The following is a 20,952-nucleotide window of genomic DNA, read 5'->3' on the forward strand; positions in this document are numbered from 1 at the left end:
CCATAAGTCTGGAAGATGCTATCCGGATGTCGTGGCCTTCACGCGGGCGTAGTAATAGCAGGTAGTCGGTCAGTGGCACAGATTGGGAATAGGTATATTCCGTTAAATGGTATATGCGGATACGTTTCATGCCTGACCGTTAGGATGACTTTTCTTGGTTTACCTGGAAGACGTGAGATCTAGATAGGCGTCCGCGTACCGCTTTCCAAATGTTTGTAGGGAAGGAGTATCAAAATGAATAATGTCTTCATTGGGAGTTAATCCATCGGATGAAACGAAACGTACGCCGGGTATTTTCTTGGCGACAGTTTCATGAGCATTGTTGACGATAATCCGATGACTATTCCACGGCTTCTTTTCAAACTGACCGAGTTGACCGATAATGAAAGGGAGTGAAGGTGCGTTCAGATTTTCCCGAAATCGATCAATCAGGTTTCGGAGTCGCATTTCGTAGAATTCAGAAAAACCAGGTTTCGTGTCAGATTCTCCCTGGTGCCACAGAATGCCTTTCAACCTACCCACTTGCATGGCGAGTTGGACGCGATCCATCGCATCGTCATAGGGATGGCTTTTCGTTTGGGTGTGATAACCGCCAGGTTCCCAGGTCACAATGGAAGATCCGCCACAAGCTGCCGGTATCAGACCGATGACGATGTCCTCGTTTTTACCGACCAAAACTTCAGCAAATGTTTTTGAAAGACCTACTCCTGCTACCGCTTTGTCAAAATGAATCGGATGCGTGGCGGGTGCCCAGGTGCCTTCTTTTGTCAGCATCAATATCCGTGGATGGGCGATATTGTCTTCTGGTTCGATAACCCCACGTCCGGCCATGTTTGACTGTCCGGCCAATAAAAACAGGTGGAAGTTTTCTTTTGTAGGGAGTTCCATCGATGAATGGTTTTTGGAATAGCTGGCAGGCAAAACGGAGAGAGACAGCAAGCCTGCCATTAGGACGGTAAAGTATTTCATTCTGGGCAGGTTACAATACCTAGATCCTGTTAAGCCAGACAAAGGAAGATGAGCTGATGAAATTTATGGGGTTTGCATATTTATAATTTGAGATTCATCGACTCTTTGTTCTGCATCCATTCATGCCAACCTTGTTTTATAAGTATCATGCCCTGGGAAATGATTACTTGGTGTTGGATTCAAAGGAAGTTCCATCCATCTTCTCGATCGAGCAGATCAAACTAATTTGTCACCGCAATTTCGGGCTAGGTTCCGACGGTATCCTACATGGCCCGTTCGAATCTGATGGTGCCAAATTTGGTCTTCGCATTTACAATCCCGATGGCAGCGAAGCCGAGAAAAGTGGAAACGGTCTCCGGATTTTTTGTCGTTACCTGTTTGATCAGGGTCTCGTTAAAAATGAGCCTTTCACTCTCTGGACGCTTGGCGGTGTCGTAACTTGCCAGGTGTTTGATTCTGGGAAGAAAATTGATGTGGAAATGGGTGCTGTTTCTTTTAGCAGTTCCGATATCCCAGTCATGGGACCGCACCGTGAAGTGATCAACGAACCCATTGAACTCTCCGGGAAGACCTATACCTACTGTGCAGCGACGATTGGGAATCCCCATGCTGTGTTTCCAATGGACAACATTTCAAAAGAGCTAGCCTGTTCTCTGGGGCCACATGTGGAAGTGCATGAGAACTTTCCAAACCGTACCAATGTTCAATTTCTCAAAGTGCTCGATAGAAATAATATTCAAATCGAGATCTGGGAACGTGGCGCAGGTTATACCTTGGCATCCGGGAGCTCAAGTAGTGCCGCTGCCGCGGTCGCGCATAAGCTCGGCCTGGTTGGAGAAAATATTACTGTACATATGCCGGGTGGATTATTGGAAATTCAAATCAGCGAAGGCTATCGAATACGCATGGTTGGGCCGACTACACGCGTGGGGAAAATGATTTGGGACGACCAAGAGATCTGATCGACTATCCATTCTTTCCTCAAGAGAGGTTATCCTTCGTAACGCGTTTGAATATCTGCTATCAATCGTTTGTATCCTCGTTCTTTCAGGAGTTCTACTTGTTGTTGGTCTTTCTCTTGGCGGTTAATTCCAGCCGTCTGGATTTCATCTTCGTAGACTTCCGGAATCAGCATTTTCCAATTGCCTGTTTTTACGTCAATAATCGCAACTCATAGTCGAATATCTCTTAATTATTTGCACGTAGATCGTAGCAAATAAATCGGGTCGAGCTTCCATCGAGTCCCTCATCGTTCTGACCCACGTAAAGCAGGCCTTTGCTCAGAGCGGGCATCGCCCAGGTTTGGCGAGCGAGAAAAAGATGGGTGAGATCCAGCTCCTTATAACCGGAGGGATTAAGGTCGAGCCAGGCGAGATGACCGTATTGGCCTAACACGAGACACCGACCGTCGACTTCGATAAACGATGCCAGGGCAGGGGAGAGGTTATAGGATTGTGGACCGTTGGGTGAATCAATGGATGCCATCCATTCGGGCTCGTGTTTCCACATTAATTTCCCAGTCGCCATTTCAATACAATTGATCGGTGCATTTTGTGGGCCATGGCCATCGACTCCATACAGGTAACCGTCTTTGTGAATGGCGGTCATAAAGTGAGTATTGAGTATCTCGTTACGCCAAAGTTCTTTGCAGCTTCCGTCCTTCTGGATTTCCAGGCACACGCCGCCAGCTCCATAACATTCGGATATGTAAACTTTATTTCCTGCCACGACTGGCGAAGACGCATTGACCGATTCGTAGCGACCTCCACGCCAGGGGAAGCTGCCATTTAGCTGTCCGGTTTTCGGATCAACGACAAGAAGACCTCCTGATGCCGGTCGGCTTTCTCCACCTGCAAAAACAAAAATCTTTCGTCCAGCCTGTGTGTCGGCTGGTATGGGTGACGAATAACTGGGACCCCATTCATCACCCGCTCCCCAGACCATCTTCCCGGTATCTTTGTCAAACGCCGCAACGCTGGGTCCTTCTGGTGCGCCAATATTTATGATAAGTAAATTGCCTTCAAGCAACGGTGCTCCTCCAACGCCAAAAAAATCAAGAGTAAGATCAAATTCTTCCTTGAGTTTTCGACTCCAGCGAACGCGACCGGTTGATAGTTCCAAACAATGCAACTGAGCTTCCACGCCCAAGGTGTATACGTACTTTCCGTCCGAGATGGGCCGACACCGAGGGCCATTTCCAAATCCATAGCGATCTCGATACGTAGTTTGGTACTCGTGGATCCAGAAACGTTGCCCGGTCTCCGCATGCAGGCATTCCACCACTTCATTGGAGCCGCTTCTATGGAAAATGATGACTCTATCCCCAATGACTGCTGCGGATGCATAACCTTCGCCTCTGCTCACCTCCCACACTTTGGCTGGGCCATCTGTGCCGAATTCTTTCAGTAGATTCGTTTCAGGGGAGTAGGCGTTGTGGGAGGGCCCCAGGAAATCTCGCCAATCACTGGTAACCGCCTTGGTCGAAAGGGGTTTGGGTGCTCCATAGAAAATAAGCTCGGTTTGCACGCTGGGTTCGGAGGCAACCCGTTCGACCAGTTTATTGCTTGTCGGTGGGGCAGGGTCCTCAAAGGCATGACAATAGGAAACCACCACCAATAGTAAGAGGAGATGAATGGAGTTCTTTCGCATGGGTTAAACTAAGAATAGATGTTTCTTGAGGGCTAGTCTTTTCGTTAAGAGCGGTTTGATTCTTTCTGCGGGGAAATTTACACTCAGAATCGGCAGCAAGCTGCTACAAATCAAGATTGGGTAGCTCAACTGCAGGAAGGGAGCTTGCTCCCGATTCTTCCAGGTTCTGTTTATCCTGGGCGCTTCAATGGAATAGTTTTCCATTCCACCCCGTAAGGAGTTAACCTATTGTGTACCATTGACAGTTAGACGACCGTTTAACGAAAATCCAATGCTTACATCGGTTTTGCACTGGTGGGCACAATTACTAAATGAACGACAATTTTTCACACAATCGCGTCAACCTGGCCTCGGCCAAGTTCGGAGCTGAAGTCATTTACGCGACCGACGATTTTTTTGCCGATAAATCCCGCCTGATCTCGGATACCGATCCTGTTTTCATTGATGGAAAATATGACGACAATGGCAAATGGATGGATGGTTGGGAATCGCGGCGCAAACGGGTAGCTGGCTACGATCATTGTATTGTCAAACTGGCCTTTCCTGGCTGTATTTACGGTGTTGTTGTAGACACCTCACATTTTACCGGGAACTTTCCTCCTTTCTGTTCCTTGGATGCCTGTTCCTGCCCGGAGGGAGACCCGGATGACACAACGGAATGGACTAAAGTTTTGGAAAAAACCGGACTGGAAGGGAATAGTCTTTTTCGTAGTCGCATTCCCAATGACGACATTTTTACCCACGTTCGATTGAACATTTATCCCGATGGGGGAATTGCCCGATTGAAGGTATTTGGCAAAGTCCACTGTAATTGGGATCTACATGATCCGAGAGAAAGCTGTAATCTGCTATCGCTTGAAAATGGAGGGCGAGCGATCGCCTGGAATGATGCCCATTTTGGACATCCCGTAAACATGTTGGGCCAAGGTCGTGGTGTAAATATGGGAGACGGTTGGGAAACTCGGCGTCGAAGAGAACCAGGGAATGATTGGTGTGTGCTTCAGTTGGGCCATGCTGGAAGCATCGAGCGCATCGAATTGGACACCGCTCACTTCAAAGGAAACTATCCTGATCGTTTTTCCATTCAGGCAACCTGTAATTATGAATGGTCCGAATCCGACCTGGTTGCTCAAAGCAGTGAATGGCCGTTCTTGATTCCCGAGCAAAAGCTCTCCGCAGATGGCATTCATGAGTTTATCGATGCTATTGCTCAGCACGAAGCGATATCCCACATTCGTTTAAACATTTTTCCTGATGGTGGCATAAGTCGCCTTCGCCTCTTTGGTAAAATCTTCAAAGCTTAAGTCATGTCCGCCGTCACGATCTCCATCGAACCGCTCACCTCTGAAGCCTTCGCTCCCTATGGCGATGTCGTTGAAACCGAAGGCCACGAAGGAAGTCCCATCAATCAAGGTCGCGCGAATCGCTTTGATGCACTGGTAACTGTTGATTGCGAAGGGACCGAAAAACCGCCCGTCATCAGTATGGTCGAAGCCCGGCAATACGACCTCCCCAAGACAGTTACATTCTTAGAGAGACATCCCTTCGGAAGTCAGGCTTTTTTCCCAAATAGCTCTACACCATTTTTAGTCGTCGTAGCAGCGCCATCCGAAAGCGTCGATGAAACCACGCTCAAAGCATTCGTCTCTAACGGCAAACAAGGTGTCAACTACCACCGCAACACCTGGCACCACGTTATGCTAACCCCCTTCGGTGATGTAACCTTTATCGTCGTTGATCGCAGCGACCCAGAATCGAATTGTATCGAACATTGGTACGCTGAGGAGGATCAACCATTGATAGATTCTTCTGGTTTAAAACTGTAGCTGCTTCAGCTGCATTTTCTGGATGAAAGGTATGGACCGATCGCCGACCGGTCTGATTTGGCTGTTCAAGTTACCTCCTGATTAAGGGATTATTGCCGTAGGTGTTTGGCTATTCTGGAAGAGCCCAGCCTAGCCAAGTAAAAGCGTCGGCAGTGTTCCCAGTTCAATTGGGTATTTAACCGGAGAGCTTGGTTAAAAAGTGATAAAATATGTTCGGATGTTCGGTTGAGGATAGTCCGTTAAATCAGCATCATTTCCCTTGGTGGTATTATGATTCAACAAAGCTCCTTATCTCCATCCATCAACAAAGAATCAAAATTCCAAGTAGGTTCGTTTCATCAGAATCGAAATGGCATTTATGAAATTGTTGCTCTTAAAAATCCTTACGCCTCCATTCGCTATCAAGACGGAACAGAAAGAGTGTGCAACCTGGCCGCCTTGAGGAAGATCGAAGCTAACATATTGTGCAGTTAATCAATCTATTATCGACCCCTGGGGACTGAATCAGTAAAATTTCTGATCCTGGGAACGCCAAGCCCCGGTTTGGCATAGTTAGGTAGACGCAGAGCGGTCCGATTTGGCTGTTCAGATTTCATCCTGTTTAACGGATTATTGCCGTAGGTGTTGATGCCTCTGTCTCCTTCTTTGCCATATGAAATAATGAACATCGACCTTTTTCTTTGCGCCCCATTCGCGGCGTTCTGAGAATTATTTTCAAATAATAGGTCGGAATCAGTGGTGTTTTGCTAATTTGCAGGTATTACCAGTTTCTATCATTTACCTATGAATAGAAATACACCTCCGTTTTTGCAGCAAAACCCGCTCGATGTTATTGATTGGGACGCCGCGCGCCAACAAGCCAAGTGGCTTTACGCCATACCGATCGTCGCTCTGGTTGCGATCGGGGTTTTCACGAGCTTCTACATCGTTCAACCTGAGGAGGAGGCGGTCGTAAAACGTTTCGGCCAAGTGGTCGGGCGAAAGGAGCCGGGGCTACACTTCAAAGTTCCCTTCGGTATAGAAACGGCGCAAATGGTGCCCACTGCCCGCGTCTTGAAGCAGGAGTTTGGTTTTCGTACTGAAGGGCGAGGCAACAATTCGCGGACGAACTACAGTAAGAGTCAGGCGCATAAGGATGAGTCGCTCATGCTGACGGGTGACCTGAAAGTGATCGACGTCGAGTGGGTCGTGCAGTACCGGGTGAGCGACCCGGCGAAGTTTCTCCACAGGGTGCGCGATCCTGATCAGACCCTACGAGATGTTTGCGAAGCTGTGATGCGACGAATCGTGGGCAATAGCCTCGGTAGCGATGTGCTTACGGAAAAGCGTGTGCAAGTGGCCACCTCCGCCCGGGTGGAGCTACAGAAGGCGATGGATTATTTCGATCTCGGTCTGCAAATCAGCACGATCGAGCTACAGGATGTGACGCCTCCTGAGCCGGTGAAGCCTGCCTTCAACGAAGTCAATCAGGCCGAGCAGGAGCGAGAGCGCTTTATCAACGAGGCGGAGAAGCGCCGCAATCAGGTGATCCCCCGTGCGGAGGGTCAAGCACGGCAAGTCATCGCCGAGGCGCAGGGCTACGCCGCGAAACGTGTAAATGCGGCGCGCGGTGAGACTGAGCGCTTCACCGCGATCTACGAAGAATACTCAAACGCGCCAGCTGTCACGCGCCAGCGCATGTATTTGGAAATGATCGATGTCGTCCTGCCCAATGCAGGCAAAATTTTCATCATGGAAAAGTCCGGAAATGCGCCACTCCCACTCTTGAATCTGGGAGACAGTCCGAGTGAATTGCCAGCAAAACGTTAAATTATGAAACAATATCCAATTTTAGCTCTCGGTTCCGGGATACTCGCGGCAATTGCCGCCATCCTTATCTACGCTTCGGTTTACACCCTCGACGAAGTCGAGCAGGCGGTAATCGTGCAACTCGGTGCGCCCGTGGGCGATCCAGTAACGAAGCCCGGTCTACACTTCAAGCTTCCCTTCATCCAAGAGGTGCGCCGCTTCGATAAGCGCGTGATCTCATGGGACGGGGATCCAAATCAGATCCCGACCCGGGGTGAGCAGTTTATCTCGGTTGATACTACAGCCCGCTGGCTTATAGCCGATCCGCTCGTCTTCATGCAACGCGTGCAAAATGAGCGCGGCGCAACACTCCGCCTAAACGACATTCTTGACTCGGTGGTCCGCGACAAAATCTCGGCTAGCGACCTGGTTGAGATCGTGCGCTCGAAAAACTGGAAGGTAAGTGAAGAGGATCTGGCGCGTGTGCAGCTCGCTGGCGAGGGTGACGAAGAAATCCTCCTCCAAGAGGTGAAAACCGGGCGCGAAGAGCTGGTGAAGTCCATCTTTACCCAAGCTGCCAGTCAAATGCCCGAGCTGGGCATCCAGCTCATTGACATCCGCATCAAGCGTATCGATTATGTCGAAGCGGTGGAGCAGCGGGTGTTCGACCGGATGATCGCAGAGCGTCAGCGTATCGCGGAGCAGTTTCGCTCCGAGGGTGAGGGGCGCGCCGCAGAGATTGACGGCGATACCAAGCGCAAGCTGGCGGAGATCCAATCGGAGGCCGAACGCGAGGCCGAAGGTATCCGCGGGCGTGCCGACGCCGAAGCAACGCGCATCTACAGCGAGGCCTTCGGAGTTGATCCGGAATTTTACGCTTTCCTGCGTACATTGGAGAGCTACTCCAAGACGGTGGGCAATACTTCCACTCTCGTGCTCGGCACGGACTCGGAGTATTTCCGCTACTTGCGTGACATTTCCGGCGATCCGACGGGAGAGGCGTTGAAAAAGTAGCCGGGGATGGACGCCTGAAAAGGAGCCAAGGCATCCCCCGCATCAGTACGTCGGTTAGGCGTATCGACCCCGACGAATGATGCCTTTGGAAATTCTCTTCCTCCTTGGCCTGACCTGAGTCGCGTCATTCTTTGAAACTTGATAATCGCTAATAAAAAAAGGTTTGGGCTCGCTGGAGCACGGAATTAGTTTGGATTATCGGCAAGTGTTCAAAGTCAAAGGCATATCTGGAAGAATAGGAAAACGATGGATTTAAAGGAATATTCCGATTATTAATCCCTTCTAATCTGAGCTTGCTAGTTGAGATTGATTACCTAATACTGCGGCCTTCAGTTTATTGAAGAATCATCAGCCCTAAAATACCTAATTATATGAAAAAACTATTATCGATTATCGCTGTTCTCGCTTTTGCTACAGGACTTTATGCAGAGGAGGCAAAAGTTGTTACGCTTAAAGGCGTTGGTACTTGCGCAAAATGTAACCTCGGCACCGCCGATAAATGCACGAATGTGCTGCAAGTAACCGGCAAGAACGAAAAAGTAAGAACTTACACCTTTGCCAAGAATGTCGACCATGCAGATTATTTCTGCAAAGGTGAAACTGCAGGTTTAGTGGTTAAAGGCACGGTTGCCAAAGTAGATGGCAAACTCGTTCTCACAGCCAATTCGGTTGAGAAGAAAGACAGCTAAGAAATTACCTGCCTAATCCGCATCCATAATTTCAGGGGTCCTTTTTGGACCCCTTTTTTTTGGAAATTTGGTCGAACCTTCGCTTGCCAAAAATCCGAAGACTCGGCCTAATCTTTGAACCAATACCCTAAGAACTACTATGAAAGGTGCGCTTTTATTCATCCTCGCAATCGGGACCTTCTCAATCGGCCTTCAAGCCGCTCACCATGCAAGTAAATCTGCAGCCGATAAAGTGCCTGATGGATTTGTGGCCTTGTTCGACGGAAAGTCTACCGATGGTTGGTTTACCCAACCGAATGGACCCCAAAGCGTTTGGAAAGCAGATCCGGAAACGGGTGTTTTGAGTCGAAGCCTTCAGAACGGTTATATTTGGACGGAGCGGACCTATGGTGATTTCATTCTGGATCTGGAGTACAAATTATCTCGGAGCTGTAATAGTGGTGTTTTCTTCAGGACGGACCCGGTGAATCCCGTGCAAGGAGGCTTCGAAATCCAGCTTCGAGATCCACAAGGCCAGGACTGGGGTAAAAATGATCATGGTGCCATTTACGACGCAGTGGCTCCTACCAGCAAACCGGCGGGTAAATTGGGTGAATGGGACAAATTACGAATTCGTGTCAAAGGCGACATCGTTCGGGTTTGGGTGAATGGAACCAAAGTTTCCGAAGCCGATCTCTCGAATTGGACTACTCCGGAAATGAATCCCGATGGTTCAAAAAACAAATTCAAGACAGCCCTGAATGATTTACCAAAAACAGGGCATATCGGTTTCCAGGATCACGGTCACAACGTCTCTTTCCGAAACATCTTTTTAAAAGGACTTTAGTCGGGCAAAATGAGTCGGATCTCAAATTGCTTTATCGACTTTGCCAATTGAGTAATTAGCGTGACTGTCCATGAAAGTTCCTGAACAGGAAGACCCCGAATTATTCAGCGCCTCGGCCTCGATGCTTTTTGACGCTCTGCTTCAACAAACACAGGATCAGGTATATTTCAAAGACCGCCACAGTCGATTCATTCGTGTGAGCGATTCCGTAGCAAAAAAGTTTGGTCTCGGATCAGCGGAGGAGATGATTGGCAAATCAGATTTCAACTTTTTTTCTGAGGAGCACGCTCAGGAAGCTTTCCAGGATGAGCAAAGATTAATGGAAAAAGATGAGCGACTGATTAATAAAACCGAAAAGGAAACGTGGCCGGATGGTTCCGTAACTTGGGTGACTTCGACCAAAGTCCCACTCCACATCGGACCTGGGAAACCAGTCGGTATTATGGGCATTACGCGCGACATCACCGAGCGGGTCCAAGCTGAGCAGGCGCTGGAGGAAAGTCGGGAACAACTTCGCCAGAAAAATGAGGAAATGGCGACCGATTTTAAAAACGCCGGACGTGTTCAGCAAAGATTAATTCCTGGGCCGCTGCCTGAGCATTCGAAAGTTGATTTGGCTGTTTTGAATGTAAGCTATTCAGACGTGGGAGGGGATGTCATAACGTTTCCCTTAGTTTCGGAAAATTACCTTTCATTTTTGCTGGGAGATGTGAGTGGCCACGGATTATCCGCAGGATTGTTCACCATTCTGGTGAAGCATCTGGCCGATTTTTATATGCCATCGAAATTTTCTCATCCCGAGCAGGCACTGATTGAATTGGATCAACACATGAAAGGCTTAATTCCATCCGGCTTTGTTGCCGTTATGGTCGGAACCTTCGATTTTTCGGAGTTAGAGTTCGCGACTCTTACTTTGGCCAACGCTGCGCAACCTCCTTTGTTGTGGTTTCATGAATCCACCGGAAAGGCTGATATCGTCGACTGCCCAAGTGATAATGTAATTGGGCTCGGTATTTGTGAGAATGTGAATGTGACCAAGTTCACGGTCGACGCGGGTGACTGCCTCTTGTTTATGACGGATGGCCTAAGCGAATGCATGAATTCGGAGGGAGTGGAATTGGGTTCTGAGGGTCTTCTTGAGGTTTTCGAAAGCTGCGCCCGAAAACCCATGGATGAAATGGTCAAAACGCTTGAAGATTTCCTGAAAATGTACTGCGGTGAAAATTATCCTCAAGATGACACTACTTTTCTGGCGATTCGAGTTAACCTTTAAAGGTGCTATCTAATCCGCGCTGTTTGACGAGTAAATGCAGAGACCGGAAATAGACTTACTCGAATTGCTTTGTGGTGAGGTCGCCAATCTTCATCAAGCAACGTTTTCGATCTACGGCTTTACAGAAAGTGAAAGAGAAAAAGCCGTCAGAGCGGTCTAATTTTATTGGAAAGATGGACTGATAGATATCTTCGATGAAACACAAAAGAAAAAAGAATGGAGAGATTTTGAAATCCAAGAACTGCTGAAAAATTCCAAAAGCTGGGAAAAAGAATCAACAATAATCCTCAGCATTACGGACAAAGGTTCCGCTTTTTATGGATACTAAAATATTCAACAAGGCGCACGACGATATGCGGTTAGCTTAGCTCCCGGGTGTGATTCTTTCTACGGGGTAAATCCCTGACGGCGGTTTTGGCAAAACTGCCCTACCAAAGTTAGACAAATCCAGGGTAGGGACCGATCGCCGAGCGGTCCGCTTCAGATGAGTCTGAACAAAAAGAGGCAAAAATACTTCGGACCTCCTCGCAGAAAGAATAACATGGTGCCATCCTAAGCTCCCCGCATTCCTAATCTATGCTTTATTCAATGATTTCGAAAAATGGTGGCTGGTGATCGTCCAACCTTTATTCAAATAAAGTCGATGAGCATCATTTCTTTGATGTCCGGAATCAAGTTGCAGCGTATCACAGTTATTGAGTTTCCCTTCTTCTTCCAGCCAGTCGAGTAGCACTCCCGCATAGCCGTTCCGCTTTTTCGATGGGTCCGTAATCAGGTCGTCCAAATAAATGACTTTTCCCCATGCCAGGAATTCCGCAAAGCGGTAACCGGCGAGCGCAGAGATCTCCTCATTATCATCTACGACAGCTGCCATCCGGTAGCCTTGGGTTTGTTGCCGTTTCCATTGGTTGATAAACCCTTCTTTGGTCAGATGGGGTCTCAAGGCTTTCATGATGGGAAAGCAAGAGTTGGCTTCTTCTTCGGAGGTAATGGTTTTTATTTTCATGAAATAGTTTTGTGACGTTTTATGGGCGTGGGACTGGTGCAGATCAAACTTACAATTTGAAGCATAAACTTATTTGTCGCTGAAATCTGTTTTCTCTCGAAAAGGATAGAATCCGGTTTTAGAAATGTATCCTGTGTTAAAGTGCTTGTTTCATCAACTGTTGCTACTGTTTTTTGTAGCCATCGCTTTTATAGATGGGGCTGATTCTCGGCCAAATATTTTGGTAATTCTTGCCGATGATCTTGGTTATTCCGATATCGGTTGTTTCGGAGGAGAAATAGATACGCCGCATTTGGATCGCCTGGCGTCCAATGGAATTCGTTACACCAACTTTTACAATACTTCCAAGTGTTGGACTACAAGGGCATCGTTGTTGACCGGTAACTATTGGCAGAAAGTTACGGTGGGGAATGGCCTAAAACCTGATTCTATTACGATCGCTGATCGGTTGAAGGATGCCGGGTATGAAACTTACTTGAGTGGTAAATGGCACTTGGATGAAAACAAGCACGAGGACCCTTCGCGTTATCCTGGAGCTTTTGGATTTGATCATTTTTTTGGCAACCTGCATGGAGCAGTGAGTTATTATAATCCTTATACGCTGACCCGTGATAACAAACCTGCCACGGATGAAATTAGGGAAGGATTTTATCTTACCGATGCGATCAGTGATGAAGCCACGAAAAATATTAAAGATCACTTTCGGAATAATAAAGATACTCCACTGTTTCTTTATCTGGCCTACACAGCTCCGCATTGGCCACTACAGGCTTTTCCTGAGGATATTGCAAAGTATGAGCCTCGCTATGCAGGAAAGAGTTTTGAGGAGATCCGGAAGACTCGCTTTAAGAAAATGCATGCAATGGGCCTGCTTCCCGTAGAAGCTGTATTTTCAAAAGCGATGCATCAGTCATGGACTTCGGTTGATCAGGTTTGGAATTCTCGTAGAATGGCTGTGTTTGCGGCCATGGTTGATCGGATGGATCGAGGAATTGGCCAAGTATTGGTTGCCTTGGAAGAAACCAATCAATTGGAAAATACAGTCATTTGTTTTATGGCGGACAATGGCGCTTCCCCAGAATTAATCGGTCAAAACAACGGATTGTCCTGTTTGGGTGGCGAGGCATTAACTCGCGACGGTAAGCCAATAAAAATCTCCGGAAATGAAATGCCCGGGGACGAAACTACCTTTCAAGGATACGGCCCTGATTGGGCAAATGTTTCAAATACTCCTTATCGTTATTATAAAACTACAAGCTATGAGGGCGGGATTCGGTCGCCTTTTATCCTTCATTGGCCCAAGGGTGTATCTGACTCAAAACAAGGTTCGATTGATCAACGATTGGTTAGTCACCTTATTGATATATCACCTACCTTTCTCGAACTTGCTGGCCAGGCTGTTCCAGAGGAAATGGATGGGGTAAGCCTCAAGGAGCAATGGCAAGGTAATGGCAGCGGCAATCCGAAACGAATTCTTTTCAACGATTTTTCGAAAGGGAGTATGATGAATGACTACCCTTGGAAATTTGTAGCTTATAAAGAAGATTCGTTCTTATACAATTTAGAGACTGATCCGACTGAGACGAAGAACCTTCGTGAAAAATATCCGCAACGTTTTGCAATTATGAGCAAAGCACTAGCTGAATGGAAAGCTTCGTTTGAGAATTAAAAGAAAGGTTGAAGACCCACACCTTCTTACTACTAATTGTATGAACCCCAAAAATAAAAAATATTATGTCTTCTCAAAATATTCGTACCACCAACGGCCGCAAACGGCTTTATGATAGTGTTCTTGATACCATGGGAGATACTCCCTGTATTCGAATCAACAATCTGGCTCCCGATCATGTGCGCCTCTATGTGAAAGCCGAGTTTTTTAACCCGGCGGCTTCGGTTAAGGACCGTCTTGCCGTGGGCATTATTGAAGCTGCTGAGCGACGTGGGGACCTGAAGCCGGGGCAGACGGTGGTTGAAGCTACCAGTGGAAATACCGGTATTGGTTTAGCCATGGTATGCGCCGCCAAGGGCTATCCACTCGTAGTTACCATGGCGGACAGTTTCTCCATCGAACGACGAAAACTAATGCGTTTCTTCGGGGCCAAAGTTGTGCTCACTCCGCGAGCCGAAAAGGGCTTCGGCATGTATCAGAAAGCTAAAGATTTGGCCGCTGCCAATGGTTGGTTTCTTGCCCGTCAGTTTGAAACAGCTGACAACGCGGACATACATGAAAGCACAACCGCACGCGAAATTCTCGCAGATTTTGAAGGTGAGCGTCTGGATTATTTTGTCACGGGTTATGGTACGGGTGGAACGGTAACCGGCGTAGCTCGTGTCCTTCGAAAGGAACGACCCGAAACCAGGATCATTCTTAGCGAGCCGGTCAATGCACAGTTGGTTGGTAGTGGCATCGAACAAGAACGGGGCGATGCCAATGCTCCCGCAGTCAGTCATTCTGCATTTCAACCGCATCCAGTTCAAGGTTGGACACCAGATTTCATTCCTTACGTGTTGCAGGAATCCATCGATAAAAACTATTACGATGAACTGATTCCTATTCCTGGACCTACTGGAATCGAGTGGTCGAACAAGCTTGCGAATAAAGAGGGTATTTTCACTGGAATTTCTGGTGGAGCCACGTTCGGCATAGCAATGCAAATCGCTGAAAAGGCGGAACCGGGTTCGGTCATTCTTTGTATGTTGCCTGATACCGGTGAGCGCTACTTGTCCTCTCCGTTGTTTGCAGATATTGTCGAAGATATGTCCGAAGAAGAGAAAGCCTTATCTCTCTCTACACCGGGTTACCAGATGTAAGGACATTAATTTCCGCTGTAGCTCAGCTTGTAAAAATTGAGTATGGGCCCCGTTGTTTACTTTTCTTATATTGTTAAAATCGTTGTTAATCTGAATTGTTTTCAATTCCAAATCTCCTTTCAGCACTATGGCATCTAAAGCTAAAAGATTATTGCAGTTTCTTTTTTCCAAACAGGCCCTATCTGAGTCTTTGTCTTGGGGTTTGGACCGCAACCATGCCAAAATGCGGCCCGTGTACGAGTCGCGAAATGACATCCATCATCTTGAGGTGGGTGAAGGAGTACGAATAGAGGTGTTCTGGAAACAACTTAAACTGGGGAAGGGCCCTGCTTTGTCCTTATTTTTGCTGGAAGAAGAAGTTCTTAGAATTGACTGCTTTGGCAAAGGAGCTGCCCACATTCATGTGGCATTTTTTCTTCCGGGAAAAGGGGAACAGCGCCTGTGGATGCATGAGCAAACAGTTGGAGAACAAATTTCCAGGGCTCGTTTTGAACTATACCGAAATTACCAGTACTACCAAGCCCGGGTACCGGATCCAAAAATTCGGGCACTGAAGATTGATCGGTTGAAAATGAAGGAAGCTAGCGAGCAAGCTTACAATCTCTTAAACGGCTTTCTAGACTCAGAATCCTACTTGAATGAAGGACTCGTTACGGAAGCCTACAGTGATGAAATTGATTAAGAGATTTCATTCAGGTAAATGAGCGATTGAAAAAAAAAAGAGACAGCCAAATGGCTGCCTCCTTTTTTAAAGAAACTAATTTCGTTTTATTTTCTGAATTAAGGTAGAAATTATTTAGCGACGTCTTTTGGGGGTGTTATCATGATATGCGCCTTGTGAGTTCCAGGATTCATGATCCATGGACCTCCTGGCGTGGTTGGAGCAAGTGGTAGTCCAGTGGTTTCCGGCGTAGCGAACGGAATATAAAACACATAGCGTAGATGTTGTTTTTCTATCTCTTGTGTTTCTTCATTCACCTCGCCGGTTAAAACAGCCAGTAAAGCTCTCTCAGGCATTTTCAATTGGCCTGATTTTGCTTCTTCCTCGCGCGCATTGTTTATCTCTTCCTCGGACTTTCCGTTGGTTCTGAGTTCGCGACCGCGTGCCATGAATGGTTCCAGGCTTTTATGGTAACAGGCTACACTAAATCTCTTATTTGCCGGATCATCCGCCAGGCAGATCAGGTCGTTGGTTCCTTTTCTCAAGACGTCGAGCGTTCCATCGCTTCGATAGCCGAGCACGGTTGCTTGATCGCGATCAAGAGGAGGAGCGGCAAGAACGGCAGTCGTTATTTGCCAATATACGGAGGGGTAGGTCGTCTCTGCTTGTCCAGCGAGATTTGAGATGAGGAGGATTATGCACAGGGGTAATAGAGTTTTCATGTTTAGGACTTTTAGGGTTTTCGGTAAATGAAGCAAGCGCGCTTCTCTTAATGAATTTATTTTAATGATCTAAAACCTGATGATAGGTTTCAATGTATCTGTTCACTATCGTTTCGGCTGAGAATGATTGGATTGCACGTTGCTTCGCTTTTTCGCCCATGGATGAACGTAGACCTGCATCGGCAGCCAATGTTGCAACAGCTTTCGCCATGGCAGTTGTCTCGCCAAAGGGGATAAGAAAACCCGTTTCCTGATCGATTACCACTTCCGGGATGCCACCAACAGCAAAGGAGACACTGGGCAATCCATGGCGCATGCCTTCCAGTATCCCGAGGCAGAAACTTTCGTACTCAGAAGAGTAAATCGTGAAATCGGATGCAGCATAGTAGTTGTCTATATCGAAAACATCGTTCGCCAAAATGACGTTGTTACGCATGTTTCGTTTATCAATTTCCGCATTTACCTTGGTCGCATCTGCACCGGCAAGTATTAGCAACTTGGCGGGGTGAATGGCCACTGCTGTTTTGAAGGCATCCAGTAACAGGTCGACACGTTTAATGGTTCGGAGGTTAGATGCATGAAGTACTAGGGGCTCTGTTCCTATGCCCAGCTCAGATCGAATTTCATCTCTCGATCTGGTGATTGGCCTGGGTTCGTAAAAGTTGGGAATAACCGAAATTTCCTTTTCAAGATCAAATAGATCCATGGTGCGCTTCTTTAGGTTTTCGGATACACAGGTTACTTTGGCCGTTGCGTTTAATACATGTTGGAGCAGCGGACGATACTCGGGCATGGCACCCAGGTAAATAATATCAGTTCCGTGCAAAGTTGTAATTATGGGTGGTGCGTTGTCTCCAATGATTTGGCCTGCCATCCACGCGGCTGCTGTATGTGGGATTGCATAGTGCGCATGGATAATATCGATCTTATGGTTGCGGCAGACCTCGGCAATACGGGTTGCGAGTGGCAATGTGTGGTCCGGACTTGAAAACAAAGGAAACTCTACCGGAGTTGATTCGCAAAAATGAATATTCCGATGATTTTCCCTTAAACGATACGGTCGCCGTTCAGAGATAACATAAACTTCATGGCCCAAATCGGCCAGCTTGTGCCCCAGCTCAGTAGCGAGAATGCCGCTACCCCCAACGGTTGGATGGCAAAGTAAAGCTATGTTTAGAGACCTGGTCATCATCTAAGACCGCATTGCGAGGACGCGGTGGGCCTACCATTGTTTGCGGGGTTTGAAGGGTTAAAGCATTCTTTCTCCGCCGCTCGTAGTTCATTGAATTTAAGCATTTTCCAATCTCGAATTTACTAGAACCTTTGGCTGGTAAACTGACTCAGGCCAGCAACAGATCCTGCCAATAGAGGACTTTCGGAAAATAATCTTGTGGCCGAATGAACTCCCATTTGGATACCATATACTCTGGCTCGTGAAAGCTGCAAAGCCACGTAATCCATATTCTTGATCTGGCTCGAATGGCACTCCATGAGAATTTTCCACTCTTCCACCTGGTTAGAAATATCAACCAGAATGGAGTTGGGGTAATCCGAACCACCACTTGAAATATCATAAAACAGCAGCAATGAGGTGGAATGAGGCTTTGTATCTCCAAGCCCCGGTGTTTTGCCATAACGTGCCAATCGGTAGGCATCACGCACGATGAGGTTGGTTTCGCGGTGATCCGGGTGTTGATTTAAATGACCCGAAGGACACAGGACGATATCCGGTTGTTTTTGTCGAATAATCATGGCTGCCGCTTGCGCTGACTCCAGATCAGCTCGAATTTGCGTATCTCCGCCGGTAGGTAAAAATCGAAGTTCTGCTCCAAGCATATTCGCAGCCTTTTGGGCTTCTGCTTCGCGAGTGGCGGAATCTCCATGCGTTCCTGCTTCACCTTTTGACAGCACCACGAAGCTTATGTGAGAACCGTGTTCCGCTGCATCGAGCAGGACCGCTCCGCAGCCAAACTCGATGTCATCCGGGTGTGCACCAAAGGCTAAAATTCGTTTACCAGTCATGATCGATTTGAGCATAAGCTTCGCCGGATCTTTCGATAAAGTCACGCTTTACATACTCGATTTCCGGTGCGTCAGCTTTGTTCAGGTATTCAATCTCACCTTCGCCAGCGACGTAGTGGGTGCAGTGGATTACCGATTGCATCCAGGCCAGGCGAGAGTCCCGGGTTGGATTGATCTGATGCTTTTTAACATCCTGTGTTTCAACCTCGGTCCAGCTGTTTCCACCCTTAAATAAAAAATAGCCGCCGTCACGCGCCCGAGCCCGGACGGTCTCACCTTCGAAGGGAAGGTCCGCGAAATAATCCTCAATATCGATGGCCTGGTTTCGCAGTGTCTTGTCGCTCGATCGAATGAGCTCAACACCCTCCAGCAAACCCATACCGCGATACATTTCGATACAGAACTCCGTGACGTTGTCTGTTTCAACAGAATCGAACAAATCGACGAGCGCCGGTGCAACGAGGTTGGGAAGACAGCGTCGTGTTTTTTCCTTCCAGTCCGGTTTGATCGTTTTGAAATAGAGCGGGGAATAAAGCTTCTGGATTTTATTACTTACCTCAAAATTGATAAGCTCGATTTGTCCGGAATGCCGGTTGGTTAGCTTTGAGCAGGTTTCCCTATGATCGTGGTCGCTGTCGTGGAGAAAGAACACAATCTTGCCTCCGATTTCAGACTGCAGACGACGGGCCGACCTGATTTTGGAAAACAAAAAACGGTTCGGGAAAATGCCACACGGCTGCTGCCCGAAACATATCACGGGCTCGCTCATGAAATTGAGCTCCTTGGTTTTGATTTACCCGCGCAGGGGTACAGAGGCGAAGAGTTATTCATCAAGTCCATATGCTACTCGAACTTATAAGCGTCCAAGTTTATCGCAGATTTCGCCACCGAGGTGGCTCCTACACATTGACGTGCACTTGAGGATTGTAGGAGTTAGCTTGCCTGCCCTGAGTTCGTCGAAGTGGCTTACGATTGTATTTTCTTTCATCAGGCTTCCGCTTTCTTTTCAAAGAATTCTTGTAGGATCAGACTCAAGAGAATGACCATGAAACAGGCGATCAGGTTGTACCACAAGTAACCGATTTCAACAATGTCGGTAAAGTAGATGATCAGGACAGAGATCTGGGCAATCAGCGCCGCGGTAAATGCAGCATGAGCTTCAATCCTTTTAATGAAAAACGCTGCGAGAAATAGTCCAAGCACTGTTCCGTAAAACAAAGAGCCTACAATGTTCACCGCCTCGATCAAACTTTCAACCATACTGGCGAAGAGAGCGAAAAGAATAGCCAGTCCTCCCCAAATGGCTGTGAAAATTCGCGATGCTTTCATGTAATGACGCTCGCCCCTGTTCTTGACAAAATGGTTCTGATAAAAATCTACGGTTGAGATGGTTGCCAATGCGCTGAGTTCGGACGCTGTAGATGACATGGCGGCGCTTAAGATCACTGCAATCAGCAACCCAATTAAGCCGATGGGGAGTTCATTCAGGACAAAATGAATGAAGACATAATCTGAATCCTTCATACTTTCTTCGCCGAGTGCATCGGCAATGTGAGCCTTCATGTTGCCACGCGATTCCTTTATCGCCTGGCTGGCCGATTGGACTCTGACCTTTGTGGATTCTTCCAGGGCTTCGTCTCCCGATCGTAAGGCTTCCACATAATCGCCCAACGCAGCTTGTTGATTTTTGAACTTTTCTGCGAAGGCGTCCTCAAGATTCCGATATGCTTCTGTATCTTTCTCCAAAGCAACTTCCGTCATAGGTGCCGGAAGAAATGTGGCAGGCGGTTTTTCCCATTGATAAAAGATAAACACCAAAACTCCCAAGAGCAGAATCATGAACTGCATGGGTACTTTGAGTAATGCATTAAACATTAGTCCCAAGCGACTATCCCGAACGGAGTGTCCCGACATGTAGCGCTGGGCCTGGGATTGATCGGTGCCAAAGTAAGAAAGGGAAAGAAAAAATCCGCCGAGCAGGCCCGACCAAAGGGTGTAACGCTTATCAATGTCGAATGAAAGATCGACAACGTTCAGGTGTCCCATGGCCCCAGCGACACTGAGGTTTTCCAAAAAACTGGCGTGATTTGATATCTTATAAACCACAATCCCGAATGCGATCGCCATGCCTGAGAGAATCACGGTCATTTGATATTTGTGAGTCAGGCTCACCGCATGGGATCCGCCGGTAACGGTGTAGAGGATTACGGAGAGACCTACCGCAATGACGGTAGTATTCATATCCCACCCAAGCACACTGGTCAGGATAATCGACGGCGCGTAGATAGTGATCCCTGCGGAGAATCCTCGCTGAATCAAAAAGATAATGCTTCCCAACGTTCTCGTTTTTGTATCGAAACGATGCTCAAGGAATTCGTAGACGGAGCATAGTTCCAAACGATAATAAATCGGGACAAACACCACCGCTATCAAAATCAAAGCCAACGGCATGCCAAAGTAGTTTTGCACAAACTCCATGCCGCCATCGTATGCCAACCCGGGAGTGGACAAGAACGTAATTGCACTCGCCTGCGTAGCCATAACCGAGAGTCCAATGGTGCCCCACTTATTCGAGCTGCCTTTAAGGAACTCATCCAGCTTGCGGTCGTTGCGCGTTTTCCAGACGCCGAAAAAGACAATCGCAAGCAATGTGCTTCCCAGGACTATGATATCAAATGTACTCATAAAAGATTCGA

Annotated in this window: 21 protein-coding genes; 11 read left to right on the forward strand and 10 right to left on the reverse strand. The window is 47.5% G+C overall.

What is annotated here, in order from left to right; all coding sequences use genetic code 11:
• Nucleotides 1–130 (reverse strand): transglutaminase family protein (locus O3C43_17415; GenBank protein MDA1068270.1); only part of this gene is annotated, 130 nt, incomplete at its 3' end.
• 29 nt (nt 131–159) lie between these two features.
• Nucleotides 160–969, reverse strand: a complete 810-nt coding sequence (locus O3C43_17420; GenBank protein MDA1068271.1) for a sialate O-acetylesterase — start codon at nt 967–969, stop codon at nt 160–162.
• 122 nt (nt 970–1,091) lie between these two features.
• Between O3C43_17420 and dapF the strand changes: the two genes are divergently transcribed.
• Nucleotides 1,092–1,931: a diaminopimelate epimerase gene (gene dapF, locus O3C43_17425; protein MDA1068272.1), complete on the forward strand. Its 840-nt coding sequence runs from the start codon at nt 1,092–1,094 to the stop codon at nt 1,929–1,931.
• Nucleotides 1,932–1,960: 29 nt separating this feature from the next.
• Here the strand turns inward: dapF and O3C43_17430 are convergent, their stop codons facing one another.
• Nucleotides 1,961–2,104, reverse strand: coding sequence for a hypothetical protein (locus O3C43_17430; GenBank protein MDA1068273.1), 144 nt, complete (start codon nt 2,102–2,104; stop codon nt 1,961–1,963).
• 53 nt (nt 2,105–2,157) lie between these two features.
• A complete protein-coding gene (locus tag O3C43_17435) occupies nt 2,158–3,618 on the reverse strand; it encodes a PQQ-like beta-propeller repeat protein (GenBank protein MDA1068274.1) in 1,461 nt (486 codons plus the stop codon).
• A 311-nt stretch (nt 3,619–3,929) separates the two neighbouring features.
• Between O3C43_17435 and alc the strand changes: the two genes are divergently transcribed.
• From alc to O3C43_17470, 7 genes are all read left to right on the forward strand, one after another.
• Nucleotides 3,930–4,922 (forward strand): allantoicase, encoded by a 993-nt coding sequence (gene alc / locus O3C43_17440; protein ID MDA1068275.1) that lies wholly within the window; start codon nt 3,930–3,932, stop codon nt 4,920–4,922.
• Between the two features lie 3 nt (nt 4,923–4,925).
• Nucleotides 4,926–5,444, forward strand: coding sequence for an ureidoglycolate lyase (locus O3C43_17445; protein ID MDA1068276.1), 519 nt, complete (start codon nt 4,926–4,928; stop codon nt 5,442–5,444).
• 783 nt (nt 5,445–6,227) lie between these two features.
• On the forward strand, nt 6,228–7,253 hold the full coding sequence (gene hflK / locus O3C43_17450; GenBank protein MDA1068277.1) for an FtsH protease activity modulator HflK: 1,026 nt from the start codon (nt 6,228–6,230) through the stop codon (nt 7,251–7,253).
• Between the two features lie 3 nt (nt 7,254–7,256).
• Entirely contained in the window at nt 7,257–8,246 is a 990-nt protein-coding gene (gene hflC, locus O3C43_17455) for a protease modulator HflC (GenBank protein ID MDA1068278.1), read from the forward strand.
• Between the two features lie 371 nt (nt 8,247–8,617).
• Nucleotides 8,618–8,935, forward strand: coding sequence for a hypothetical protein (locus tag O3C43_17460; protein MDA1068279.1), 318 nt, complete (start codon nt 8,618–8,620; stop codon nt 8,933–8,935).
• 139 nt (nt 8,936–9,074) lie between these two features.
• On the forward strand, nt 9,075–9,761 hold the full coding sequence (locus O3C43_17465; protein MDA1068280.1) for a DUF1080 domain-containing protein: 687 nt from the start codon (nt 9,075–9,077) through the stop codon (nt 9,759–9,761).
• A gap of 70 nt (nt 9,762–9,831) precedes the next feature.
• Complete coding sequence (locus O3C43_17470) at nt 9,832–11,034, forward strand: SpoIIE family protein phosphatase (GenBank protein MDA1068281.1); 1,203 nt, start codon at nt 9,832–9,834, stop codon at nt 11,032–11,034.
• 574 nt (nt 11,035–11,608) lie between these two features.
• On the opposite strand, the gene O3C43_17475 is transcribed toward O3C43_17470, so the two are convergent.
• Nucleotides 11,609–12,040, reverse strand: coding sequence for a GNAT family N-acetyltransferase (locus tag O3C43_17475; protein ID MDA1068282.1), 432 nt, complete (start codon nt 12,038–12,040; stop codon nt 11,609–11,611).
• Nucleotides 12,041–12,173: 133 nt separating this feature from the next.
• Between O3C43_17475 and O3C43_17480 the strand changes: the two genes are divergently transcribed.
• The 3 genes from O3C43_17480 to O3C43_17490 all read left to right on the forward strand — a co-directional run bounded on the left by O3C43_17480 (nt 12,174) and on the right by O3C43_17490 (nt 15,533).
• A complete protein-coding gene (locus O3C43_17480) occupies nt 12,174–13,709 on the forward strand; it encodes a sulfatase-like hydrolase/transferase (GenBank protein MDA1068283.1) in 1,536 nt (511 codons plus the stop codon).
• A 65-nt stretch (nt 13,710–13,774) separates the two neighbouring features.
• On the forward strand, nt 13,775–14,851 hold the full coding sequence (locus O3C43_17485; protein ID MDA1068284.1) for a pyridoxal-phosphate dependent enzyme: 1,077 nt from the start codon (nt 13,775–13,777) through the stop codon (nt 14,849–14,851).
• A 127-nt stretch (nt 14,852–14,978) separates the two neighbouring features.
• Nucleotides 14,979–15,533 (forward strand): hypothetical protein, encoded by a 555-nt coding sequence (locus O3C43_17490; protein MDA1068285.1) that lies wholly within the window; start codon nt 14,979–14,981, stop codon nt 15,531–15,533.
• Between the two features lie 110 nt (nt 15,534–15,643).
• Here the strand turns inward: O3C43_17490 and O3C43_17495 are convergent, their stop codons facing one another.
• From O3C43_17495 to O3C43_17515, 5 genes are all read right to left on the reverse strand, one after another.
• Nucleotides 15,644–16,234 carry a hypothetical protein gene (locus O3C43_17495; GenBank protein ID MDA1068286.1) on the reverse strand — a complete coding sequence of 197 codons (591 nt, stop codon included), beginning with the start codon at nt 16,232–16,234 and terminating at the stop codon, nt 15,644–15,646.
• Nucleotides 16,235–16,295: 61 nt separating this feature from the next.
• Nucleotides 16,296–17,426, reverse strand: a complete 1,131-nt coding sequence (gene bshA / locus O3C43_17500) for an N-acetyl-alpha-D-glucosaminyl L-malate synthase BshA (GenBank protein ID MDA1068287.1) — start codon at nt 17,424–17,426, stop codon at nt 16,296–16,298.
• Between the two features lie 122 nt (nt 17,427–17,548).
• Complete coding sequence (locus O3C43_17505) at nt 17,549–18,256, reverse strand: PIG-L family deacetylase (GenBank protein MDA1068288.1); 708 nt, start codon at nt 18,254–18,256, stop codon at nt 17,549–17,551.
• Nucleotides 18,246–18,965 carry a hypothetical protein gene (locus tag O3C43_17510; protein MDA1068289.1) on the reverse strand — a complete coding sequence of 240 codons (720 nt, stop codon included), beginning with the start codon at nt 18,963–18,965 and terminating at the stop codon, nt 18,246–18,248. Before O3C43_17510 ends, O3C43_17505 begins: the two co-directional genes overlap by 11 nt.
• 278 nt (nt 18,966–19,243) lie before the next feature.
• The gene (locus O3C43_17515; GenBank protein MDA1068290.1) at nt 19,244–20,941 is read right to left on the reverse strand and encodes a sodium:solute symporter; all 1,698 of its coding nucleotides are present in this window, start codon (nt 20,939–20,941) and stop codon (nt 19,244–19,246) included.
• Between the last annotated feature and the right edge of the window lie 11 nt (nt 20,942–20,952).

This window comes from Verrucomicrobiota bacterium (genome assembly GCA_027622555.1).
In the GTDB taxonomy this organism is placed as follows: Bacteria; Verrucomicrobiota; Verrucomicrobiia; order Opitutales; family UBA2995; genus UBA2995.

Excerpts from the sequence above, each read along its gene's own strand:
- O3C43_17420 (MDA1068271.1), bottom strand. The coding sequence starts at position 969 with ATGAAATACTTTACCGTCCTAATGGCAGGCTTGCTGTCTCTCTCCGTT.
- dapF (MDA1068272.1), top strand. The coding sequence starts at position 1,092 with ATGCCAACCTTGTTTTATAAGTATCATGCCCTGGGAAATGATTACTTG.
- O3C43_17430 (MDA1068273.1), bottom strand. The coding sequence starts at position 2,104 with ATGCTGATTCCGGAAGTCTACGAAGATGAAATCCAGACGGCTGGAATT.
- O3C43_17435 (MDA1068274.1), bottom strand. The coding sequence starts at position 3,618 with ATGCGAAAGAACTCCATTCATCTCCTCTTACTATTGGTGGTGGTTTCC.
- alc (MDA1068275.1), top strand. The coding sequence starts at position 3,930 with ATGAACGACAATTTTTCACACAATCGCGTCAACCTGGCCTCGGCCAAG.
- O3C43_17445 (MDA1068276.1), top strand. The coding sequence starts at position 4,926 with ATGTCCGCCGTCACGATCTCCATCGAACCGCTCACCTCTGAAGCCTTC.
- hflK (MDA1068277.1), top strand. The coding sequence starts at position 6,228 with ATGAATAGAAATACACCTCCGTTTTTGCAGCAAAACCCGCTCGATGTT.
- hflC (MDA1068278.1), top strand. The coding sequence starts at position 7,257 with ATGAAACAATATCCAATTTTAGCTCTCGGTTCCGGGATACTCGCGGCA.
- O3C43_17460 (MDA1068279.1), top strand. The coding sequence starts at position 8,618 with ATGAAAAAACTATTATCGATTATCGCTGTTCTCGCTTTTGCTACAGGA.
- O3C43_17465 (MDA1068280.1), top strand. The coding sequence starts at position 9,075 with ATGAAAGGTGCGCTTTTATTCATCCTCGCAATCGGGACCTTCTCAATC.
- O3C43_17470 (MDA1068281.1), top strand. The coding sequence starts at position 9,832 with ATGAAAGTTCCTGAACAGGAAGACCCCGAATTATTCAGCGCCTCGGCC.
- O3C43_17475 (MDA1068282.1), bottom strand. The coding sequence starts at position 12,040 with ATGAAAATAAAAACCATTACCTCCGAAGAAGAAGCCAACTCTTGCTTT.
- O3C43_17485 (MDA1068284.1), top strand. The coding sequence starts at position 13,775 with ATGTCTTCTCAAAATATTCGTACCACCAACGGCCGCAAACGGCTTTAT.
- O3C43_17490 (MDA1068285.1), top strand. The coding sequence starts at position 14,979 with ATGGCATCTAAAGCTAAAAGATTATTGCAGTTTCTTTTTTCCAAACAG.
- O3C43_17495 (MDA1068286.1), bottom strand. The coding sequence starts at position 16,234 with ATGAAAACTCTATTACCCCTGTGCATAATCCTCCTCATCTCAAATCTC.
- bshA (MDA1068287.1), bottom strand. The coding sequence starts at position 17,426 with ATGATGACCAGGTCTCTAAACATAGCTTTACTTTGCCATCCAACCGTT.
- O3C43_17505 (MDA1068288.1), bottom strand. The coding sequence starts at position 18,256 with ATGACTGGTAAACGAATTTTAGCCTTTGGTGCACACCCGGATGACATC.
- O3C43_17515 (MDA1068290.1), bottom strand. The coding sequence starts at position 20,941 with ATGAGTACATTTGATATCATAGTCCTGGGAAGCACATTGCTTGCGATT.